At 39.8% G+C, this 18516-nt stretch carries 17 protein-coding genes; 11 read left to right on the top strand and 6 right to left on the bottom strand.

Going from position 1 to position 18516, the window contains the following annotated elements:
• Positions 1–34 precede the first annotated feature (34 nt).
• On the top strand, positions 35–325 hold the full coding sequence (locus tag EAE93_RS02990; RefSeq protein WP_036806311.1) for a CopG family ribbon-helix-helix protein: 291 nt from the start codon (positions 35–37) through the stop codon (positions 323–325).
• Positions 313–609, top strand: coding sequence for a type II toxin-antitoxin system RelE/ParE family toxin (locus EAE93_RS02985; RefSeq protein WP_011146423.1), 297 nt, complete (start codon positions 313–315; stop codon positions 607–609). Before EAE93_RS02990 ends, EAE93_RS02985 begins: the two co-directional genes overlap by 13 nt.
• A gap of 127 nt (positions 610–736) precedes the next feature.
• Here EAE93_RS02985 and pntB read toward each other — a convergent pair whose 3' ends face one another.
• Together pntB and pntA are read right to left on the bottom strand one after the other, a co-directional pair.
• The gene (gene pntB, locus EAE93_RS02980; RefSeq protein ID WP_040150553.1) at positions 737–2125 is read right to left on the bottom strand and encodes a Re/Si-specific NAD(P)(+) transhydrogenase subunit beta; all 1389 of its coding nucleotides are present in this window, start codon (positions 2123–2125) and stop codon (positions 737–739) included.
• 10 nt (positions 2126–2135) lie between these two features.
• Positions 2136–3665: a Re/Si-specific NAD(P)(+) transhydrogenase subunit alpha gene (gene pntA / locus EAE93_RS02975; RefSeq protein ID WP_036806317.1), complete on the bottom strand. Its 1530-nt coding sequence runs from the start codon at positions 3663–3665 to the stop codon at positions 2136–2138.
• A gap of 417 nt (positions 3666–4082) precedes the next feature.
• On the opposite strand from pntA, the gene ydgH reads away from it, so the two are divergent.
• On the top strand, positions 4083–5036 hold the full coding sequence (ydgH, locus tag EAE93_RS02970) for a DUF1471 family protein YdgH (RefSeq protein WP_214039037.1): 954 nt from the start codon (positions 4083–4085) through the stop codon (positions 5034–5036).
• An 84-nt stretch (positions 5037–5120) separates the two neighbouring features.
• On the opposite strand, the gene stlE is transcribed toward ydgH, so the two are convergent.
• From stlE to stlC, 3 genes are all read right to left on the bottom strand, one after another.
• Positions 5121–5363, bottom strand: coding sequence for a stilbene biosynthesis acyl carrier protein StlE (stlE, locus tag EAE93_RS02965; protein WP_036775642.1), 243 nt, complete (start codon positions 5361–5363; stop codon positions 5121–5123).
• 79 nt (positions 5364–5442) lie between these two features.
• A complete protein-coding gene (gene stlD / locus EAE93_RS02960) occupies positions 5443–6591 on the bottom strand; it encodes a beta-ketosynthase StlD (protein WP_036775639.1) in 1149 nt (382 codons plus the stop codon).
• A complete protein-coding gene (stlC, locus tag EAE93_RS02955; protein ID WP_110087428.1) occupies positions 6592–7539 on the bottom strand; it encodes a stilbene biosynthesis aromatase StlC in 948 nt (315 codons plus the stop codon). It lies immediately after the preceding gene.
• A gap of 944 nt (positions 7540–8483) precedes the next feature.
• Here stlC and EAE93_RS02950 point away from each other — a divergent pair.
• Positions 8484–9875, top strand: a complete 1392-nt coding sequence (locus tag EAE93_RS02950) for an amino acid permease (RefSeq protein WP_036775635.1) — start codon at positions 8484–8486, stop codon at positions 9873–9875.
• A gap of 376 nt (positions 9876–10251) precedes the next feature.
• Here the strand turns inward: EAE93_RS02950 and EAE93_RS02945 are convergent, their stop codons facing one another.
• Positions 10252–11094 (bottom strand): alpha/beta fold hydrolase, encoded by an 843-nt coding sequence (locus EAE93_RS02945; protein ID WP_036806322.1) that lies wholly within the window; start codon positions 11092–11094, stop codon positions 10252–10254.
• A 593-nt stretch (positions 11095–11687) separates the two neighbouring features.
• On the opposite strand from EAE93_RS02945, the gene EAE93_RS02940 reads away from it, so the two are divergent.
• The 7 genes from EAE93_RS02940 to tssD all read left to right on the top strand — a co-directional run bounded on the left by EAE93_RS02940 (position 11688) and on the right by tssD (position 18337).
• Positions 11688–12218 (top strand): fimbrial protein, encoded by a 531-nt coding sequence (locus EAE93_RS02940; RefSeq protein ID WP_036806324.1) that lies wholly within the window; start codon positions 11688–11690, stop codon positions 12216–12218.
• Positions 12219–12332: 114 nt separating this feature from the next.
• Positions 12333–13007 (top strand): fimbrial biogenesis chaperone, encoded by a 675-nt coding sequence (locus EAE93_RS02935; protein ID WP_036806327.1) that lies wholly within the window; start codon positions 12333–12335, stop codon positions 13005–13007.
• 37 nt (positions 13008–13044) lie between these two features.
• Positions 13045–15585, top strand: a complete 2541-nt coding sequence (locus tag EAE93_RS02930; RefSeq protein WP_214039036.1) for a fimbria/pilus outer membrane usher protein — start codon at positions 13045–13047, stop codon at positions 15583–15585.
• A 19-nt stretch (positions 15586–15604) separates the two neighbouring features.
• Entirely contained in the window at positions 15605–16597 is a 993-nt protein-coding gene (locus EAE93_RS02925) for a fimbrial protein (protein ID WP_040150538.1), read from the top strand.
• 365 nt (positions 16598–16962) lie between these two features.
• Positions 16963–17325, top strand: a complete 363-nt coding sequence (locus EAE93_RS02920; protein WP_214039035.1) for a tlde1 domain-containing protein — start codon at positions 16963–16965, stop codon at positions 17323–17325.
• Positions 17322–17849 (top strand): hypothetical protein, encoded by a 528-nt coding sequence (locus EAE93_RS02915; RefSeq protein WP_036775622.1) that lies wholly within the window; start codon positions 17322–17324, stop codon positions 17847–17849. Before EAE93_RS02920 ends, EAE93_RS02915 begins: the two co-directional genes overlap by 4 nt.
• A 2-nt stretch (positions 17850–17851) precedes the next feature.
• Positions 17852–18337 carry a type VI secretion system tube protein TssD gene (tssD, locus tag EAE93_RS02910; protein ID WP_214039034.1) on the top strand — a complete coding sequence of 162 codons (486 nt, stop codon included), beginning with the start codon at positions 17852–17854 and terminating at the stop codon, positions 18335–18337.
• Positions 18338–18516 lie beyond the last annotated feature (179 nt).

Here is an 18516-nt window from a genome sequence, read left to right as displayed (position 1 = left end):
TTGTGTTACTAGTGATATCATTGTGAGAAAGGTTATGCATAAACAAACGAAACAGACAATAACCCTTCGCTTAGATGAAGGGTTAAAAACACGCATTAAAGCGTTGGCTGACACGCAAGGTATTTCTGCCCATTCGCTTATGGTACGTTCAATCGAAAGTGAAATTGATACTTTGGAGGCCAGACAACAATTTTTACGTGATGCCGAAAACGCTTGGTTAGAATATGAAGCCACCGGTTTACATTTAACTGGCAGTGAACTTTGTAATTGGCTGGATGCGATTGTACGTGGCGAGGATAAGGAGCCACCTGAATGCCATCTGTAATAGTCACTCCCGCAGCAACAAGAGATATAAATCGTCTTATTGATTTCTTATATCAACGCGATACAGTTGCTGCGAAGTCGGCACTTAGTATCATTAGCAAACACATCCAAGCACTGGAATCTAACGTCTTATCTGGACGGCCAACAGAAATTTATCCACTCTTTGAGTTAATTATCCCTTTTGGTGGTACAGGCTATATATTGTTATACAGAGAACTTCCCGGAAGTAATACGCGTTACATTTTGGCTATCCGTCACCAGCGAGAAATCAACTATAAACACTAACTTAAGCATTAATAACTGGTGAATCGCAAATAAAGTAAAACAACGAATGTAATTTCTGTCTCTTAATCAAGAAATCTGACTAAGAGACAGTAAATCCATCATAGCTGTAAGTTAAAACAATAGAAAATCACAGTGCACGCAGGATTGCCTCTACGCTCGCCTTCGCATCACCGAACAACATCTGGCTATTGTCTTTAAAGAACAACGGATTTTGCACACCGGCGTAACCTGTGTTCATAGAACGTTTGAACACAACAACATTTTGTGCTTTCCAAACCTCCAGAACGGGCATACCCGCAATCGGGCTGTTGGGATCTTCCTGTGCCGCAGGGTTAACGGTGTCGTTGGCGCCAATGACCAACACAGTATCGGTATCAGAGAAATCATCATTGATTTCATCCATTTCCAAAACAACGTCGTAAGGCACTTTTGCTTCTGCCAACAGCACGTTCATATGCCCAGGCAAACGCCCCGCAACGGGATGAATACCAAAGCGAACGTTGACTCCCTTCTCCCGCAGTTTGGCTGTGATGTCATGTACCGGATATTGCGCTTGAGCAACCGCCATACCGTATCCCGGCGTGATGATAACAGAAGTTGAGTTTTTCAATAGTTCAGCCACTTCTTCCGCTGTGGTTTCGCGGTACTCGCCCATCTCCTGCTCGTCACCGGTTGAAGAACCATCAGTACCAAACCCGCCAGCAATCACACTGATAAAAGAGCGGTTCATCGCTTTACACATGATGTATGAGAGAATCGCCCCCGAAGAACCAACCAGTGCACCCGTTACAATCAACAAATCATTGCTCAACATGAAACCCGCTGCTGCTGCTGCCCAACCTGAATAGGAGTTCAGCATTGAAACCACCACTGGCATATCCGCGCCACCGATGGAAGCAACCAAATGCCAACCAAACGCCAATGCGATTGCTGTCATGAGCAATAACGTGAACACTTGCAGGCCCGTACTTTCCGTTTTCACAAAGGTAATCAACAGCACAAAAGAGATCACAAGCGCTGCAAGGTTTAATTTATGACGATTTGGCAACATCAACGGCTTAGAGGAAATTTTTCCACATAATTTACCAAATGCCACAACGGAACCGGTGAAGGTAACCGCACCAATGAAAACCCCCAAGAAAACTTCTGTTAGATGGATATTCTCCATCACGGGTTCTGCAAAACTATCGTGAGCAATAAAGCTATTAAAACCGACCAGCACGGCGGCCAAACCAACAAAACTGTGCAGAATAGCAACCAATTCCGGCATTTCAGTCATTTCAACTTTATTTGCCAGACGAATACCAATAACCGCACCGATCACCATCGCCAGAATAATCCAGACAACACTTCCGGTATCAGGTCCGAAAATCGTCGCAATCAATGCGATTGCCATTCCGGTGATACCAAAAATATTTCCGCGTTTAGAACTCTCATGACGAGATAACCCTGCCAGGCTGAAAATAAATAAAACGGCGGCAACAATATATGCTGCTGTAACGACTCCACTCGACATTAGTTACCCCTTAGTCCTTACGAAACATTTTCAGCATACGTTGAGTGACAGTGAAGCCACCGAAGATATTAATGCTGGCAATAAGAACAGCAATAAATGAGAAGAAACTTACCCATCCACCATCACCAATTTGTAATAACGCCCCAACGACAATAATCCCCGAAATGGCATTAGTTACCGACATTAACGGTGTGTGCAAAGCATGGCTGACATTCCAAACCACGTAATAACCCACCACACAAGCTAACGCGAAAACAGTAAAGTGGGATAAGAATTCTTTTGGCGCAGCATTGGCTAACCAACCGAATAAGATAACAGCCAATGCCAATAAACCATATTTCAACCAAGGTGAAACGGGTTTCGCCGCTGGCTTTTCTGCTTTAATCGAGGCTGGTTTTGCCTGCGGCTGAGCTGAAACTTGAATCGGTGGTGCAGGCCAGGTAATTTCTCCCTCTTTGACGACTGTCACGCCACGAATGACAACATCGTCAAAATCAATATTGATTTCGCCATTTTTCTCTTTACACAATAATTTGAGCAAATTAACCAAGTTAGTACCGTAGAGCTGAGAAGATTGTGTTGGCAAACGGCTGGGCAAATCTGTGTAACCAATAATTTTCACACCATTTGCAGTAACAACCAATTTATCTGCTTGCGTTAATTCGCAGTTGCCGCCTGTCTGAGCCGCCAGATCAACAATCACACTACCCGGCTTCATGGATTCAACCATCTCTTTGGTGATAAGACGTGGAGCGGGTTTCCCTGGAATTAACGCGGTTGTTACAATGATATCAACTTCTTTTGCCTGTTCGGCAAAAAGCGCCATCTCCGCTTTAATGAAGGCTTCGGACATCACTTTTGCATATCCGTCACCACTACCGGCCTCTTCTTCAAAATTCAGCTCAAGAAACTCCGCCCCCATGCTCTGAATTTGTTCTTTAACTTCAGGACGAGTATCAAACGCACGAACAATCGCGCCTAAACTGCCTGCGGCCCCGACAGCAGCCAAACCAGCAACACCGGCGCCAATAATCATCACCTTGGCTGGCGGGACTTTTCCTGCCGCAGTAATCTGACCAGTAAAGAAACGGCCAAATTCGTGAGCGGCTTCGACTATTGCGCGATAACCGGCAATATTTGCCATAGAACTCAACGCATCCAACGATTGCGCTCTGGAAATACGCGGTACTGAATCCATCGCCAACACCGTGACTTTACGGTCTGATAGCTTCTGCATTAACTCAGGGTTTTGCGCTGGCCAGACAAAACTAACCAACGTACTCCCTTCCTTCATTAATGCAATTTCGTCATCCTCAGGAGCATTAACCTTTAAAATAATATCTGAACGCCAAATATTATGACGATCAGTAATTTCAGCACCTACTTGTTGGTAAGCACCATCTTCAAAACTGGCTAAACGCCCAGCTCCACTCTCAACAACGACATTAAATCCCAATTTCAGCAGGTGTTCCACAGTGTTCGGTGTGGCTGCAACACGTGCTTCATTGACAAGTCGCTCCTTCGGTACACCAATACGCATAATGTTCCCTTCCTAAAGCCTAAGATTAATGATGATTATTGCTTGCTACAGTTAACTTAGCGACTAAATTAACTTGATTACTGCCATCAGTAAAATCTATCAACAAATATTTTAATAACCAACTGAAAATATTATCGGTGATCGACCGCTAATGGGTAAAAAATAACTAAGTAGTATTATAATAAGTAGTACTATAAATAGTATTACCGGCGCGAATCGCACTTTTAACTGGCTCACTCCCTATGTTGCTAAAAACTTATGGCGCCCTATTCTATAAACTTGCATTCATTCATACTGATAGCATAAATTCGTGGGACATTAGCTATTATTACATGTAATAATTATCGGCTATGTGATACACAACCATGTTCAGCAAGTTACAACTATTATTTAATGCGCAAGGTGGAAGGATTTTTTATGAAGCTGAAAACAACGATGATTGCAGCAGCGGTATTCTCATTAACGGGTATTACCACTGCTCAAGCAGCTCAGGAGTTGTCCCCGGAGAAAGCAGCGGAGCTGAAACCGTTTAAACGTATTACGGTTACAGGCCCTTTTAATGCTATTTATGAAGCTGCCGATGCGGTTTCTCGTCGTGCAGACAAAATGGGTGCAGATGGATTTTATATCCAAAGCCTTGACGATCTGAATAATAGTGGCAATCTGCGCGTCGTAGCTGATCTGTATCACAAAGATGCAGAGAAAATTGATAATTCACCTAAATATCGTGAGTTTCGCGGCATCAAAGAATTACCCAAAACAGAAGCTGTAACGCTGGAGCCATTCGATACGGTCACTATTAGCGGCTTTTATGACACTGAACCTGATTTGAAGGAAACCATTGCAAAAGAAGCCAAGAAAAAAGGCGCAGCGGCTTTCTTTATTGTTCGTCAGGTTTCAATCAATGATGGCGGTAATCAGACGGTTACCGCTTATGTTTATAAAGATGATGCGCCAAAACGCCAAATTCAGGCTGATGAAGCGGTTATCCCGGCAGATTCCGATTCTGGACGCACTGCATTGGCTGCTGGTGGCGAATCGGCTAAGAAAGTAGAAATTCCTGGTTTAGCCTCTTCAACTTCAACCAGTAATTCTGTTGGTCGCTTCTTTGAAACCCAGTATTCTAAAGGTGAGCGTTACACTGTCACCCTTCCTAACGGTACGAAAATCCAAGAATTAAATAAAATCAGCGCGGCTCAGATGGTATCTTTTGATTCCATCACCTTTTCAGGCTATTACAACAGCATGCCTGATGTTTCCTATGAAGTCGCTAAACGCGCCGCGGCTAAAGGCGCTAAGTACTATCATATTACCCGTGAATGGCAATCCAGTGGTGGAACCTCCACGATCAGCGCAGATCTGTTCAAATAACCCTATTGAACCAAAAACAAAAAAAGGCACACATGATAATCATATGTGCTTTTTTTATTCATAAAGATAATAAAGTTCTTCAAATTAGTTAGCGGATTCCAACTTCGAATCGATACAATCAATCGCGTTCTGTATCGTCACTATTTTTTCCGCTTCTTCATCATCAATAGTTATTCCGAAGTGCTCTTCCAGAGCCATAATCAATTCAACATTATCTAACGAGTCGGCACCTAATTCCTCGAATGTTTGTGTATTAAGAATCTGGGTTTCAGGTATTCCAAGTTGTTCTGCAACAACACTTTTGACACGATTCTCTAAATTTTCCACGCTGTATTTTCCTAGATGTACCCATTACGAGGGGAAACAGGTTGTTTCCCCATTCTTCATTAACACTAAGATTAAATATTTACACAACAGTCAGGTGCATGAATGCCCCTGTGAATCTGGCACTTTCAGGGATAAAACATAACAGACGCTGATCTTTCTTCAATTTACCCGACTTCATAAGCTCATCCAACATGATATAAATAGAAGCCGATCCGGTATTTCCTTTCATTGTTAAGTTAGTAAACCAACGCTCTTGTTCAATACCAAAATTAATATCTTCAAGACCCTTGGCAAATTTCATGCGGAAATATTCAGATGAGTAATGAGGCAAGAACCAATCAATAGATTCTGCCGATAAATTACGATCAGCAACTATCCGTCTCAATGGTTCGGTAAGTGTGAATTTAACAACCCTCTCATTTAAATATCTAACATCTTGTTTGATGCAGAAAACAGAATAGGCAAGCCAATCAGCCTGACTCATTTGAGCCCAACCTTTCAAACTGCCATCTGCTAACTTTTCTCCACCTGAGTACATACATGTCTCTTGCTCATTAGCAAAAGAGTAAATATCTATCCAATCAATTCGTAATGAAACACCATCAGGTCGAGGTTTGTTTTCAAGTAAAGCAGCGCCGGCACCGTCAGAAAGCATCCAACGTAGAAAATCTTTTTCAAAAGCGATTTCAGGGCGTCGTTCCAGTTCTGCAACCCGAGCTTCGTTTTCACTCTGGAAATTGCGGGCATGCAATACAGTGGAAGGTACTTCCGACGTTGTTGAAACCGCATTACTTGTCGTTCCCGAGAGAACGGACAAATAAGCATATTTCATCGCTGTGATACCCGCAGCACAAGCACTGGAAGTTGAGATAACTTCACATGGTTTATTTTTGAGCTCTCCATGAACCATGAGACCATGACCCGGTATAATTTGATCAGGAGTACCACTGCTTGCTGCCAGAATTTGCATATCGTCTAAAGAGAAGTGTTCATCAACCAAACCTTTTACTGCTTCAGCCGCTAGTTGAGCAGATGTATAAGTTGCCTCACCTGTCTCCGGATCCAGTGCATAATGGCGATATTTGATACCATTATTGCGAAGGACTATATGACGAGATCTTGATGGACGACCGCCAACAAAACCAAGAACAGATTCCATTGTATTATTATCTATTGGGTTTCCCGGCATAAACGCGGAAACTTTAGTGATATAAACGTTGTTACTCATTTACTTATTTATCTCCTTATCATCATAGCGGGCAGAACCTGAAGGTTGTTCATAGTATTTCTGTAATTCATTAAGACGTTCTTTTAGTAATGGGGCAAGCAAACGGCGCACAACCACTGAAATAGGAAAAACAACTAGTACCATCAATATCAAATAGGTTACAAACAACGCTAATAAAGAGCGTCTTACCCATATCCCTCGTTTGCCTACACGGCAAATCAGCCCGGACCAAAATCTAAACCCTCGATGCGCCGCACGTTCACCAAAAATAAAAGCTTGGTCGACAACCGCCGCACCCATACCTTTCAACATTGGAGCATCAACTTTCTCTTTATCCGTTTTGAGCGCTGCCAATAATGCATCACCAAAACGTGGAGCATCTTTAACATCTTCCTCCGATACGCCCGCCCGCGGTAAGCTAGGAAATGGCTGTCTTTTTCCTGTCATTAGCCATATTGGGGTTGTGAATACTGTTGCAAAAAAGTTTGCTTTATCAACAAAAACCACGTTATCGCGCAAATACGCTCCACTTTCATGCAACAATTTTTTGACAGTTTCCTGAGCTATCAACCACATGTTTCGGCAAGCAATAACTGTCACCACCGGTCGGCCATTAAGTACACGCTTTCCTTCTTTACTCTTAAGAAATGCTGTTATCGGAGGAGCCGGCGATAAATACCAAACCTGGTAGCCTAATATGACTAAATCAAAAGGTTCTTCGTCTTCCAGATTCAAAGGCGCTAGCTCAGGCGGATGCAACTGCACTGTTTCTGGGAAAACATCAACAAATTTGGAAAATTTCCAGGGAAACGCAAATTCTGGAATCGGTTTCAGAACAACTTCACGGATGTATATCTCATCAGACTCTTGCAGGGGTGAGATTAAACTTTTTACCACCTCGATCAATTGACCACTTTGGGAATATGACACTACAAGAACACGTTTCATATGTTCTAACCTTTATGAATATTTAATACTGAGCCATTCATAGGCACCTAAAAGATAAGAATTTGAATGACAGCTGTCCTCTAACCATCTGAGAATATTTTTTGGCATATGTACATATAATCATTCCTGAAAATTAAAAACATATACAAGAAAAACAAGTTAATAAATGGCAGAGTAATATTTTCACAAACAATATAAATCAAAGCAGTCGTTGTCAACATGATTTTTTTATTTTTATATAAGATTAGTTTTATATCACATTGTGGAAATTTAATTAGTTACTGATAGAAAAGTCAATGAAAAATATATTAACCTGAATATAAAATTAACAAAATCAATTAAATTTCAATAAATACTTAAATTAAATCAATAAATTAAAAAACACTCTAAATGTTTTAATTTAATGAAATATTTATAACATTATGAAATTACATACTCAATAGATTAATTTAACAAATTGACATGAAAACAAAAGATGATTATTACTTAGCAATAATATTGCATGACAAAATAAAAATTAGAGATGAAATTTTCCACAATCATTTTATTAAATTTTGAGATCGATCGAAAAAATTAAAATAAAAATTACTTAATTAGTAATAACACCATAGTACTTCATATTTATCACCTATTTACCTCAATACGACAAACAGCATTATAAAAATAACTCATATAAGCTTATAAAAATAAATTGCATCTCACTACACTTAATCATCACCAAACTCACCATCAAACAATGCATAAATTTTATAGTTATTTGCATAGAAAACCATTGCATCCAGCTCATACCCTTCGTAGAATCCCCCTCTATTTCTAGGTTCAATCTGTCTATCTTTCCGTTCTATACAGCTTGGAAGCAACGAAAACCAGATACCCAGCTCATCTTTATGATCGGGTAATGAACTGGCTAATAATGCAGTTTATGTCACATTAGGAACATATCTTTGGAAAAGAAACTAGGTCTCACAGCTCTTACTGCTCTGGTACTCAGCTCTATGGTTGGTGCTGGTGTTTTCAGCTTACCGCAGAATATGGCTGAAATCGCCAGCCCGGCAGCGTTAATGATTGGTTGGGGAATAACAGGTGTCGGCATCCTGTTCCTGGCTACCGCACTGTTATTACTCTCTCGTCTTCGTCCGGATCTTGATGGAGGGATTTTCACTTATGCCAAAGAGGGCTTCGGTGAACTAATAGGCTTCTGTTCTGCCTGGGGATATTGGTTATGCGCAGTCGTTGCCAATGTTTCTTATCTGGTTATCGTTTTTGCCGCCCTAAGTTTCTTTACTGACAAAGAGGGCATCGTCATCTTTGGTGATGGCAATACTTGGCAGTCCCTATTGGGAGAATCTATCCTACTCTGGTTCGTCCATTGGTTGGTACTCCGCGGCGTTCAAACCGCAGCCGGAATCAACAAATTGGCGACAATGGCAAAATTGCTGCCTTTAGGTGCTTTTATCATACTTGCCGCCATAGCCTTCAAAATGGATATCTTTAACCTCGACTTTAAAGGCATTGATCTAGGCGTTCCTGTCTGGCAACAAGTAAAAGACACCATGTTGATTACTCTTTGGGTCTTTATTGGTATTGAAGGTGCTGTTGTCGTTTCAGCCAGGGCGAAAAAACGGACAGACGTGGGTATTGCAACCATGCTGGCTGTCGTTGCAGCATTAGCAATATATATCTTGGTCACCCTACTCTCCCTTGGATTAGTACCACGATCTGAGTTAGCAGAAATACGCAACCCATCAATGGCAAACCTGATGGTGGGACTCGTTGGTTCCGCAGGCGAAATCATTATTGCCGCTGGATTGATTATCTCCGTCTGTGGTGCTTATCTGAGTTGGACGATCATGGCGGCAGAAGTGCCATTTATCGCTTCCCAACACGGCTCTTTTCCAAAAGTATTTAGCCAGCAAAACCGCAATAATGCACCGTCATCTTCATTGTGGTTCACTAATGGCGCGGTACAATTCTCTCTCGTTTTGATCTGGTTAAGTGGAAGCAATTACAATTCATTACTGGCAATTGCATCAGAGATGATTTTAGTGCCCTATTTCCTGGTGGGAGCATTTCTTTTAAAAGTCGCTTTTGATCGTAGCAATAAAGGACTATTACTCATTGCTGTCGGAGCCTGTATTTATGGCATATGGCTACTTTATGCATCCGGTTTAATGAATTTGTTATTGTCTGTTGTTCTCTATGCACCAGGTCTTATAGTTTTTCTGTATGTACGCCATCAAAACCCGCAGAAAAACAGCTTACATCTGGCTGAAAAGCTCACTATTGCCGTATTGCTGATAACAGCAATCCCTGCCACTGGATTACTGCTCAAGTAGTCTCGTCAGATTCAGGCCATTACTTTCCTGTGATGGCTTTCTGGATTTTCATATAGCAGTTTGTCTGGTTTTTTGTTGTTCTTTCATATTTCTGTTGGTGTTGTGTTTAAAAGTATGTTGTAACTAATATTGTTAATACAACTTGATTGGTATGGTTTTTTAATCAATTTTGTCGACACAAGGTGTCGAAGAACAAAGCCAAGATGATTTTCAAAGCACCGATGTTGGTGGAGTATTCCAGCTCATCACCGGCATAAGGTGTAAAACTTGAGGCAGGATGTCTATTTTGCCTATTGGCATCATCCCTGATTGGGGCATTCACACCGCAACAAATTCGGTACGAATGCCCTGATAAGGACCAGATATTGTCCTTAAATTATTTCAGTTTGTCGGCCCAATCTGCAATTGCATCAGCTGCTTCAAGCGGCTTCTCCGCAGGTAGTGCATGGCTGGCCCCTTCAATCACTGAGACAGTAACGCGGTTCCCGAACTCGTTTTTCGCTTCCATCCGAGACGTTTCAGGTCTAAATGGATCGGAACTCGCCTGCAAATCGAGGATCGGCGCCGTCCCGCCCGCCCACCAATCCTTGCGATTGGTCAGCTTACGCGCCGAGGACTGACTTTTTATGACATCAGCATGCCAGCCCTCAAGCCAAGACGTCGGGTCATTGCCTTCCGCGAAGAAGGCAAGTCTAAGTTTCGCCAGCCGCTCTTCACGAGTGGATGTCGGATTACTAATCACCGTGATCGCATCCGAGAGCTCCGAGGGCCAAGATTTCGCTGCCCCTGCCAAAAGTACTATGCCACGCGTCATCTTAGGATAATCCGCGGCAATCGTTTTAGCGATCCAGTGGCCATAAGCGTGCCCTACTATGATTGCCTTACCTCCTTCCGCCGCAACCACGGCCGCAAAATCATCAGCAAAGTCGTGGAAGGTCACGTTTTCCATCGGACCGGTTGACCTTGAGATTCCGCGTGGTTCCGGCAAGGCAACGCGATAGCCACGCATCGCCAGCCGATCCGCGAGTGGCGCGAACTCCGCCGTTCCTCGCCCAGTTGAAGCAAGAATCATGAGCAATGGCCCCTCTCCACGTACCGAATATTCGATCGATGCCACACCATTTGTGGCGATTTTTCGCTCTACTTGCATAGCCGAAGCAGGACGCGCGACTGCAAGAACAATGGACAAAAGGCCCAATACAAAGACGAACTGTTTCATTTTTCCTTCCTTACAGTGTTAATTGCGTTGAGGATTTATACCTAAACTGAAATAGGTATTACCACAAACAATAAAATAGAAAGATCATATGAGAAAACTATAGAGTAATTTTTTCCAGATTACTTATCTCTATCAGAATAAACATGCTCAAAGAGAAAATGACATCAAGAGGTAATAACATCAAAATAATAGAACAAAAAAATAAATTCTTAAGCGTGATAAATTAATTGTGATTTATATCACAATTAATTTTATAACCAATTATTAACTAAAAGATATTCTCATTAATTAGCATAATGATTTATTACTTACAATAAATCACATTAATATTAAAAAATAATCCTGTTTAAGAAACAAAAACAGATAAAAATCTTAAATACAACACATTATCCAGTCATTCTTTGGATTTTTCCTAATTAATCGCTATGATCACCCGGCTTTATCCCAAAAAAGACACAGTTTGAGTTATCGTCGTTGTCATTGGGCAAAAGTCATAAATATTTACACGCTGTATTGATGTTTATACAGTTCCCATTAAATCAGTATTTCTATTTCCCTGACGCCATGCTCGGCAGGGTTAGGATCTATTTAAAATGAAAGCTAAACTGATTATTTCATCCTTACTTGCATCTTCTGTATTTATTTCTGTAGCAAATGCAGCCGACGGAAAAATCAACTTTACAGGTAATATCATCGCAAATGCCTGTAAAATCGATACTGACTCTGCAAATCAAAACGTAAACATGGGAACAATTGGCTCAAATGCATTTAGTGGTGTAGATAGTACCGCATCAACAACACCCTTTAGCATTAAAATGAGTGACTGCCCACCAGAATATACTCATGCACAAGTTAAATTTGACGGGCAAATAGACAGTAGAAATAACAATCTTCTGGCCTTATCCAATGATAAAGGCCAGGCAGTCGCCGATGGTGTTGCTATTGGTATCTATGAAGAAGATAACTCAACGCTGATTCCTTTGGCAAAAGCTTCCAAATCTCAATCTTTTACTGATCAAAAAACAGCAGAACTGAAGTTCATTGCAAAATATGTTGCTACAGCTCAAACCATTAGCCCAGGCTCCGGTGATGCAGTCGCCAATTTTACGATTGTTTATAACTAAGACAGGCTAAATTTGGAACAGAACTTCATTCACGTTTTGCTTCTAATAAAGCAGTACAGGGCATGGATGCCCACAAAATAACGCATAAAAACACGATAAAACGGAGATATTACCGTGCAGTATCAACGCCTATTCACAATAATTTTTCTATATATTATCAGTGTAAATTTCGCTATCGCCGGTGTCGTCATTGGTGGAACCCGTGTTATTTACATGAGTGACAAAAAAGAAGCGTCTATTTCGATAAATAACCCAGAAAAAGATGCCCCTTACCTGATTCAATCTTGGGTCCAAGATGAAAATGATAATATGAAGACCCCTTTTATCGTTACTCCCCCCATCTTTAAACTCGCAGCAGGCCATGAAAATATCCTGCGTATTGTAAAAACAGCAAGTAATCTGCCTCAAGATCGGGAATCGCTTTTTTGGTTAAATGTAAAGTCTATTCCTACTTCTGTAAAATCAGATCAGAATCAATTACAAATAACAGTTAAGTCAAAGTTTAAATTGTTTTACCGCCCTGTAAATTTGGCAGAAAAGTCAAGTACCGCATACAAAGAACTCAAATTCCGTACGGAAAACAACTCATTGATCGCAGAAAATCCTACCCCTTACTTCATTTCATTCTCTTACCTTAAAGTAGATCAACATGAAATAAAACCTGCGGGCATGATTAAACCCTTTAGCCAACTAAGCTGGCCTCTGCCGGCAAAGAACATAAAGCAGGTAAATTGGAAAGCAATTAATGATTTTGGTGGCGTTACTGCCGAGGAAAAAACAACCATTTAATAAAACCGTTACATTAATTTATACCAGAAAGTTAATTATGGGAAAGTGCTCACAGCATAAGATTAATAAGCAACCATATGATATTGAACATTCATGGCTCTTATTATTGCCATTTATAGCTATGGGCGTATTTTTTTACCCTGCTAAAACTTATTCTGAAGATTATTTCAACATTCATGCACTAGAGATAGGTACTGATTCTGGTTCACCTGAAGATATTGATCTCTCTATTTTCACACAAGATGACTATCCGCCCGGTATTTACTGGGTAGATATTTACCTTAATAGAGACAAAATAGATACCAGGAACGTAACCTTTGTCACGATAAATAACAAATTACTGCCCAAGCTGACAATTAAGCAATTACAGGATATGGGAGTAAAAATTGATACATTTCCAGAGCTGTTCAGTTTGCCACCAGAAACAGAGTTGTCTGATTTAAGTCAATATATTCCATCAGCAAGCACTCTCTTCAATTTTAGTCAACAAAGACTGGATATCAGTATTCCACAAGCAATGTTAAACAATCAGGCAAGAGGTTATGTTTCTCCTGAATTATGGCAGCAAGGATTAACTTCATTACTAATTAACTATAATTATAGTGGTTCAAATACCTGGCAAGATAACCCATCTGGCTCTACGCAGACCCATTATCTGAATCTTCGAACGGGCGCTAATTGGCAAGCATGGCGTCTACGCAATTATTCTACCTATACCAGTCGTGACAAGAATTGGAAAAGTATTAACACCTATTTACAACGGGATATTCACGCACTAAAAGGGCAATTAACCCTAGGTGATAGCTTTACCCCCTCCTATATTTTTGAAGGTTTCCAATTCCGGGGCTTACAATTAGCTTCTGATGACAATATGTTACCAGACAGCTTACAAGGCTTCGCCCCCAGTGTTCGAGGAATTGCCCAAAGTAACGCTCAGGTTACGATCAAACAAAACGGCTATATCATTTATCAAACTTATGTTTCACCGGGTCCATTTGTCATTAATGACCTTTTCCCAACCACAACAAGTGGAGATTTGGAAGTTATTATCAAGGAAGCCGATGGTCAGGAATACCGATCTACTCAATCCTTTTCAACTATACCGATTATGTTACGAGAAGGAGGACTCCAATATTCGATAACACTGGGCCAATATCAATCATCAAATAATCGTGGGCAAGAACCCAACTTTGCCCAAGGTGCATTAGTCTATGGTTTCTCGAATAACATCACTGCCTATGGCGGTACGATTTTTTCAAAAGATTATCAATCTATTGCTTTAGGATCAGGTTATAACCTTGGTATATTGGGTTCTCTCTCTTTTGACATCACTCATGCTAACACCGATTTACCATCCAATATAAGTACCAAAGGACAATCCTACCGTTTTCAATATGCAAAAGATCTTTCATTAACAGGAACTAATTTTACTCTGGCAGGTTATCGCTATTCAACACGTGGTTTTTACGATTTCAAAGAAGCCAATGATATAGATGACTCTAATAAAAGTGACTGGCGTTACCGTACCAATAAAAGAAGTAAATTACAACTGCATATTAATCAATCCTTGGGAGATTTTGGTAGTTTATATTTGTCCGCTCTTCAACAAAATTACTGGCAACAACCTGGCTATGAACGTAATATCAACGCAGGTTATAGCACCAATTATAATAATATTAATTACAGTCTAAATTATACCTATAGCCAACTTCCAGATACGAATAAAAATGAACAACTTTTTTCATTTAGCATACAGATTCCATTAGATCGCTGGCTAAAGAATAGCTGGACCAGTTACAATTTTAACACCAATAAAAACAAGGATATTTCCCACCAAGTCGGTTTAAGTGGTACCGCGCTGGAAGACAATAATTTAATCTATAGTTTACAGCAGAGTTACACAAATCACGGCACTGGCGCTGGCGGTCATATCCATGCGGAATATAAAGGAGCTTATGGTCAACTTAGTACCGGTTATAGTTATGATCGTCATTCTCACCAACTGAATTATGGCCTTCAAGGAGGAATTGTTGCTCACCCATACGGTATTACTCTTTCACAACATTTGGGAGATACATTAGCATTAGTCCGGGCTGATGGCGCTCAAGGAATAAAGATCCAAAATAATGTTGGTATTGCCACCGATTGGAATGGTTATGCAGTTATTCCTTATGTCAGCAGTTACCGGAAAAATCGGATTGCCCTAGATACTCATTCGTTAGCAGATAATGTCGATATCGACGTTAATGCCCAAACCGTTATTCCTACTCGGGGAGCATTAGTTCTGGCGGATTTTAAAACCCGGATAGGCCATAGAGCTCTAATCAATCTCTATTACCAAGAAAATCTTATTCCTTTTGGCGCGGTTGTCACATTAGAAAAACTCCGTGATATTGATGAAATAAATAGCGCGATTGTTAGTCATGAAGGGCAAGTTTACCTCACCGGTTTACCCGATAGTGGACGATTATTAGTTAAATGGGGTTATAAAGATATTCAGGAATGTGTCGTTAATTACAAATTACCAGAAAAAAGCCCTTTATCCGGTATTTACATAATAGAAGAGCACTGTAAATAACAACCTACAGGAAAATGCTATGTTTAATATTTACAATAAACTTAAGTATTTGTTCATTATCATCAATTTATTAATTGGTTTAATCGTTAGTTCTTATAGTCTTGCTGCTAACTGCCAATTTGAGAAAGGATTTAAGCCAGAAATCACTCATCTCTCTTTTGGAACCTTATATGTCCCAAGAGATCAACCTATTGGCACAACGATTTACGAATATCGTGCAGATGAATTAGCCAACAAAAACAATATTTTCTATTGCGATACAAACGTTAATACATCATGGGGATATACATCCTATAAAAGCGCAGATTATAACAAGGATGCTATTTACGAGTCCGGTGTTCCCGGTGTTGGCATCAGAATAAATACCTGGGGTCCCGGCTATGGTATCGACTGGTTACCACGTATTGCTAATAACCCTGTAAGCTGCGACAATTCTGGTCGTTGGTATTGTGGTCAGACATGGGGTTATCTGACAATTCAGCTAATAAAAATAGCGCCAACAACAGGCTCTGGTTTTGTCAAAAATGAACAATTAATTCAAGCACGAGTAAATAACCACATCGTGCATACTTACCGTTTGGGAAATACCCGAATTATTACTAAAAGCTGTTCATTGAAGGATAGCAATATCACTGTTCCTATGGGCGATATTAAAAAAATCGATTTTTCTGGTATTAGCAGTACCGCAGGAGGGAAAGATTTTGAGGTTATTTTAGATTGTGATGATGATGTTCAGATTCAATTAATGCTTGACGGAAAGAGAGCAAAAAACAACTTATATCATGTATGGGCGCTTGATCAAAATGATAATCACACAACTGCTTCCGGTGTGGGTATGCAAATTCTTTACAACAACCAACCTGTCATTATCCACTCACAAATAAATATTGGTAATAGTTATTCAGGTGGGAAGTTATCTATCCCTTTACACGCCCGCTATTTTCAGACCGATCGCAATATTACTCCTGGGCAGGCAAATGTAACGGCAACAATGACATTAACTTATCAGTAATAAATTTATCTGCATCAGTTATAGAAATTTTATTTCTTGGCTGATGCCCTGTTATTTTATTATTTTTATCTTAAAGGTTTTTGGGGAAACTCAGAATATTACTCTCACTAATTAACATGTTATGCGTTAATATAGTCGCATCGTTTACGAGTCAGTTCCATTTCTCCTATTGAATTCAGTGGAACATTTAATCTTGTTGATAAACTTTCAAAATAATCATGCTGAATAACCAGATAATAAGGTCAAAATTTATTAATTTCATAAATTAATTTACAAAAAATTTCTTTTTTTTACAAAATTATGCTTTTAAAAATGTTTATTAAGTTTAAAGTTAAATTCCTTAATATTTACTAATGGAAATAAGTATGACTTGGCAATACTCACAAAGCACTGGTGTGCTTACACATAACGGCTCTTTTATTGCAAAGGGCTATAGCGGTCATGGAACCGGAATAAACAACCCATCTATGGAACAGGTTGAAGGCGAAGGACCAATTCCCCGTGGTTATTACAGAATCAACGGTTACTCTAACTCAATAACCAAGGTTACCGTGATATTAGACCCTATTATGGGAACTAACACGTTTGGACGCTCTCTCTTCAGAATACATGGTGACAGACGGGATGGCACATATCGGCAGGCATCACATGGTTGCATCATTATAAATGGCTCTAATCTCAGAAAAGAGATAGCCAACTCTAGCGATACAATTCTGGTGGTCGAATGAAAAAACTAGTTTTACTTTTAATACTGACATCATCTAGCTCACTGGCCGTGGATCGTCATATTACAGCTAAAAATCCATATCCAAATTTAACACCAGAGCAGTTGAGCCTACAAATAAAACAGCAAGGTGCAAGAGCAGTAATTAAAAATATGCCAGAAGGAGACAACGGAGAATGGGATTATATAACAGATCACATTGCAAGTGGAGATATAGCATGGCTCAAAGTAGCGCCTTTGCTTGCAAAAGGAAGTGATGCCCATTCATCAGAAACGCTATCAACAGCATTAGCAACTGCATTACCGAAAAACGTAAACGGAGTATTATCTATTCTTGATGATTCCAATATTTCAATTAGCACTGATTCTGTCTGTTCTCTACCTTTTTATCAAGGAACAGAAGCAGAATTAAATCAGTATGTCGTTGATAGTATTCGTGCACTGTATAAAAGTAAAAGTGGTGAAAAATGCTTACAAAAGCTTATTTCTACCACAGGTAATTCAAAATCGTTTTCTGAAGGAGATTAATCATGGCTATTCCTCTATATATGTACATAAAAGACGACGGCGGAGCAGATATTAAAGGTTCCGCTGATGTCTATGGTAGAGAAGGCAGTATTGAGATTTTAGGTCTTCATCATAGCGTCAGTATCGCCACTGATGATAATACAGGAAAATTAACTGGAACGAGGAAACATATTCCATTTATGATTGAGAAAGAAATTGATTCGTCATCCCCATACCTTTATAAAGCATTAACCACAGGACAAACATTAAAATCAGCAGAGCTTAAATGGTATAAAATAAATGAGCATGGGCAAGAGAAAGAGTATTTCAATACTTTCATGGAAAATGTAAAGGTGGTTAATATTGTTCCTGTTATGTTAGATATAAAAGATTCATCAAAAGATAAATTCAATCATATGGAAATCGTTGAACTTCGCTATGAAAAAATCACCTGGAAGCACAATGATGGAAATATAATCCATTCTGATAGCTGGAATGAAAAAATCTGAATAAGACCATAGAATAATTATTCTATTAATGACGACAATTTAATGGTTATGTATTATCACTATTAGTATGATAATACCCATTTCCTCTATTGCCCTCTAATTATGGAATATTTAAGCAAACATAATAGACGATGAAGTGAACCTCTAATTGTTAAGCATTCAATTTTCAGGGTTCATTT

The sequence above is a fragment of the Photorhabdus akhurstii genome, assembly GCF_018448925.1.
GTDB classification, from domain to species: Bacteria; Pseudomonadota; Gammaproteobacteria; order Enterobacterales; family Enterobacteriaceae; genus Photorhabdus; species Photorhabdus akhurstii.
Note: the sequence above shows the minus strand (reverse complement) of the source record. Positions and strands in the feature narration are given on the sequence as shown.

Bases quoted from the DNA above. Each gene is read 5' to 3' on its own strand.
- EAE93_RS02990 (WP_036806311.1), top strand. From the start codon at position 35: ATGCATAAACAAACGAAACAGACAATAACCCTTCGCTTAGATGAAGGG.
- EAE93_RS02985 (WP_011146423.1), top strand. From the start codon at position 313: ATGCCATCTGTAATAGTCACTCCCGCAGCAACAAGAGATATAAATCGT.
- pntB (WP_040150553.1), bottom strand. From the start codon at position 2,125: ATGTCGAGTGGAGTCGTTACAGCAGCATATATTGTTGCCGCCGTTTTA.
- pntA (WP_036806317.1), bottom strand. From the start codon at position 3,665: ATGCGTATTGGTGTACCGAAGGAGCGACTTGTCAATGAAGCACGTGTT.
- ydgH (WP_214039037.1), top strand. From the start codon at position 4,083: ATGAAGCTGAAAACAACGATGATTGCAGCAGCGGTATTCTCATTAACG.
- stlD (WP_036775639.1), bottom strand. From the start codon at position 6,591: ATGAGTAACAACGTTTATATCACTAAAGTTTCCGCGTTTATGCCGGGA.
- stlC (WP_110087428.1), bottom strand. From the start codon at position 7,539: ATGAAACGTGTTCTTGTAGTGTCATATTCCCAAAGTGGTCAATTGATC.
- EAE93_RS02945 (WP_036806322.1), bottom strand. From the start codon at position 11,094: ATGAAACAGTTCGTCTTTGTATTGGGCCTTTTGTCCATTGTTCTTGCA.
- EAE93_RS02940 (WP_036806324.1), top strand. From the start codon at position 11,688: ATGAAAGCTAAACTGATTATTTCATCCTTACTTGCATCTTCTGTATTT.
- EAE93_RS02930 (WP_214039036.1), top strand. From the start codon at position 13,045: ATGGGAAAGTGCTCACAGCATAAGATTAATAAGCAACCATATGATATT.
- EAE93_RS02925 (WP_040150538.1), top strand. From the start codon at position 15,605: ATGTTTAATATTTACAATAAACTTAAGTATTTGTTCATTATCATCAAT.
- EAE93_RS02920 (WP_214039035.1), top strand. From the start codon at position 16,963: ATGACTTGGCAATACTCACAAAGCACTGGTGTGCTTACACATAACGGC.
- EAE93_RS02915 (WP_036775622.1), top strand. From the start codon at position 17,322: ATGAAAAAACTAGTTTTACTTTTAATACTGACATCATCTAGCTCACTG.
- tssD (WP_214039034.1), top strand. From the start codon at position 17,852: ATGGCTATTCCTCTATATATGTACATAAAAGACGACGGCGGAGCAGAT.